General features: G+C 68.5%; 4 protein-coding genes and 1 pseudogene. All 5 read left to right on the forward strand.

Annotated features, from left to right (window positions below):
• On the forward strand, positions 1-598 hold a 598-nt coding region (gene lpxD / locus RT567_RS15265; RefSeq protein ID WP_313577093.1), incomplete at its 5' end, for a UDP-3-O-(3-hydroxymyristoyl)glucosamine N-acyltransferase.
• Complete coding sequence (fabZ, locus tag RT567_RS15270) at positions 595-1059, forward strand: 3-hydroxyacyl-ACP dehydratase FabZ (RefSeq protein ID WP_313577094.1); 465 nt, start codon at positions 595-597, stop codon at positions 1057-1059. The genes lpxD and fabZ, both read left to right, overlap by 4 nt.
• The gene (gene lpxA, locus RT567_RS15275) at positions 1056-1844 is read left to right on the forward strand and encodes an acyl-ACP--UDP-N-acetylglucosamine O-acyltransferase (protein WP_313577095.1); all 789 of its coding nucleotides are present in this window, start codon (positions 1056-1058) and stop codon (positions 1842-1844) included. The genes fabZ and lpxA overlap by 4 nt, the downstream gene beginning before the upstream one ends.
• A complete protein-coding gene (lpxI, locus tag RT567_RS15280; protein ID WP_313577096.1) occupies positions 1841-2680 on the forward strand; it encodes a UDP-2,3-diacylglucosamine diphosphatase in 840 nt (279 codons plus the stop codon). The genes lpxA and lpxI overlap by 4 nt, the downstream gene beginning before the upstream one ends.
• A pseudogene (locus RT567_RS15285) lies at positions 2677-3215 on the forward strand (lipid-A-disaccharide synthase); the annotation flags it as partial. The gene lpxI and the pseudogene RT567_RS15285, both read left to right, overlap by 4 nt.

Here is a 3215-nt window from a genome sequence, read left to right on the forward strand (position 1 = left end):
CATCGGCGCCAACACCGTCATCGGGCCGGGCGTCCAGATCGGCCGCGACTGTCTGATCAGTTCCGGCGTCACCGTCGGCTTCGCCCTGCTGGGCGACCGGGTGAAGCTGTTGGCGGGCGCACGCATCGGCGAGGCGGGCTTCGGCGCCGCCGGGTCCAAGGCCGGGCCGGTGGACATCCCGCAACTGGGCCGCGTCGTCCTGCAGGACGGGGTGACGGTCGGGGCCAACTCCTGCATCGATCGGGGCGCCTATGACGACACCGTCATCGGCGAGAACACCAAGATCGATAACCTGGTCATGATCGGCCACAACTGCGTCATCGGACGCAACAACCTGATGGCGGCGCACACCGGCATTTCGGGCTCGGTCACCAGCGGCGATAACTGCATCTTCGGCGGTCGGGCGGGCGTGGGCGACCACATCACCATCGGCGAAGGCGCGCGCGTCGCGGCTGGCGGCGGCGTCCTGGCCGACATTCCGCCGGGCGAGATCTGGTCCGGCTATCCCGCCAAACCCCTGCGCCAATTCTTGCGCGAGACGGTGTGGCTGTCCAAACAGGCGTCCCAGAAGAAGGGCGCGAAGGAATCGAAAGAATGAGCGAAGACAACAATATTGATTACGCCGAGGTGATGCGTCGCCTGCCGCACCGCTACCCCTTCCTGCTGGTCGACAAGGCGCAGGACTTCGTGGCGGCGACCTCGATCGTCGGCATCAAGAACGTCACCCACAACGAGCCCTTCTTTCCCGGTCACTTCCCGATCGATCCGGTCATGCCGGGCGTGCTGATCGTCGAGGCCATGGCCCAGACGGGCGCCCTGCTGATGTCCAAATCGCTGGACGTCGCCGTGGCCGACAAGGTCATCATGTTCATGTCGATCGACGGCGTGCGCTTCCGCAAGCCCGCGCGTCCGGGCGACCAGCTGCGCATGGAGGTCAAGGTGATCAAGGCGCGCGGCGACGCCTATAAGTTCCGTGGCGAGACCTTCATCGACAGCAAGCTGGCGGCTGAGGCCGAGTTCATGGCCATGGTCGTCACCGTGGCGGAGCCCGCCCAGTGAGCATCCACCCGACCGCCGTCGTCGACGCCTCGGCGACCCTGGCGGACGGGGTCGAGATCGGCCCGTTCTGCACCGTGGGGCCGGGCGTGGCGCTGGCCTCCGGCGTGCGTCTGGTCACCCATGTGGTGATCCAGCAGGATGTGAGCGTCGGCGCCAACACCACGATCCACCCCTTCGCCGTCATCGGCGGCGATCCGCAGCACGGCGGGTACAAGGGCGAGCCGGTGCGGCTGGAGATCGGCGAGAACAACCTGATCCGCGAGCACTGCACCTTCAACCGGGGCACGCCGCAGGGGACAGGCGTCACCCGCGTCGGCTCGAACAACCTGTTCATGACCGGCGCCCACGTCGGCCACGACTGCGTGGTCGGCGATAACGTCACTATGGCCAACAACGCCACCCTGGGCGGTCACGTCCATGTCGGCGACCGGGTGTTCCTCGGCGGTCTGTGCGCCGTGCACCAGAACGGCCGGGTGGGGCAGGGCGCCATCGTCGGCGGTCTGGCGGCCGTGACGCGCGACGTCATTCCCTACGGCTCGGTCTGGGGCAATCACGCCAGTCTGCACGGCCTCAACCTGATCGGGCTGAAGCGCAAGGGCTACGGCAAAGACGCGGTGCGTCGCCTGCTGGCCGCCTACCGCGACCTGTTCGAGGGCGAAGGCGTCTTCGCCGAGCGCCTGGACCGGGTCGAACAGGCCTATGCCGACCTGCCCGAGATCATGGAGATCACCGCCTTCATTCGGGATGGCGGCAAGCGCCCGCTGTGCCTGCCGGGCGCGGAATGACGACCGCGCCCAAGCTGGCCTTGATCGCGGGTTCGGGCGACCTGCCCATCCGCGTCGCCCAGCGCTGCGAGGTCGAGGGGCGCGAGGTCTTCATCATCCGCCTGAAGGGCTTCGCCGACGCCCACCTGCACCGCTGGCCGGGGCAGGACTTCGGCATGGCCGAGATCGGCAAGATCGTGAAGGCCATGCGCGCCGAGGGCTGTCGCGCGGTTTGTCTGGCGGGCTACGTCAATCGGCCGGACTTCAAGACGCTGAAGCCCGATCTGAAGGGCGCGTCCTTGCTGCCCGGCATCATTGCGGCGGCGTCAAAGGGCGACGACGCCCTGTTGCGCAAGGTCCTTTCGGTGTTCGAGGAAGAAGGCTTCGCCGTCGAGGGCGCGGACGACATTCTGGGCGGCGAGATGCTGGCGACGGGCGCGCTGGGTCGCGTGACGCCGACGGCAGAGCAACTGGCGGATCTGAAGAAGGCGCTGCACGTCGCTGAAAAATCAGGTGAACTGGATATCGGGCAAGGCGCAGTCGTCTGCGACGGCCTTGTGCTGGCGGTCGAGGCCCAGGAAGGCACGGACGAGATGCTGCGGCGCGTGGCTGGCCTGCCCGCCGATCTGCGCGGCTCGCCCGGCTTTGCGCGCGGCGCTCTGGGCAAGGCGCCCAAGCCAATTCAGGATCTGCGCGTCGACATGCCCGTTATCGGACCTATGACGGTTGAACTGGCCGCCGCTGCGGGTCTGGCCGGGATCGGCGGGTTCGAGGGGCGGCTGATCGTCATCGATCACGAAGGTCTGGTCGAGGCGGCGGACCGTCTGGGCCTGTTCGTCTGGGGAGAGCCGCGATGAGCCGTCCGTTGAAGGTCATGCTGGTGGCGGCCGAGGCGTCGGGTGACGCCCTGGGCGCCGGGCTAGCGCGGGCGCTGAAGGCGCGGCTGGGCAAGGACGTGGTCTTCGTCGGCGTCGGCGGCCCCAAGATGGCGGCCGAGGGCGTCGCCAGTCCCTTCGACATCGCCGAACTGTCGATTCTGGGCTGGATCGAGGGGGTGAAGGCTTACGGGCGGGTCAAGAAGCGCGTGGCCGAGACAGCGGCGCTGGCGGCGGCGGAAAAGCCGGACGCCGTGGTGCTGATCGACAGCTGGGGCTTCACCATCCGCGTGGCCCAGGCGATCCGGGCGGCCTCGCCGAAGACGCCGCTGATCAAATACGTCGGGCCGCAGGTCTGGGCCTCGCGGCCGGGCCGGGCCAAGACGCTGGCGGGGGCGGTGGATCACCTGCTGGCCCTCTATGCGCTGGATGCGCCGTGGTTCGAGAAGGCGGGCCTGCCGACAACGGTCGTGGGTTCGCAGGCGCTGCACGTCGACATGGCGGGGGCCGACGGCGC

The sequence above is a fragment of the Brevundimonas sp. genome, assembly GCF_032107865.1.
In the GTDB taxonomy this organism is placed as follows: Bacteria; Pseudomonadota; Alphaproteobacteria; order Caulobacterales; family Caulobacteraceae; genus Brevundimonas.

What these genes read in the sequence shown, in the direction of transcription:
- fabZ (WP_313577094.1), top strand. Translation starts at nt 595, where the DNA reads ATGAGCGAAGACAACAATATTGATTACGCCGAGGTGATGCGTCGCCTG.
- lpxI (WP_313577096.1), top strand. Translation starts at nt 1,841, where the DNA reads ATGACGACCGCGCCCAAGCTGGCCTTGATCGCGGGTTCGGGCGACCTG.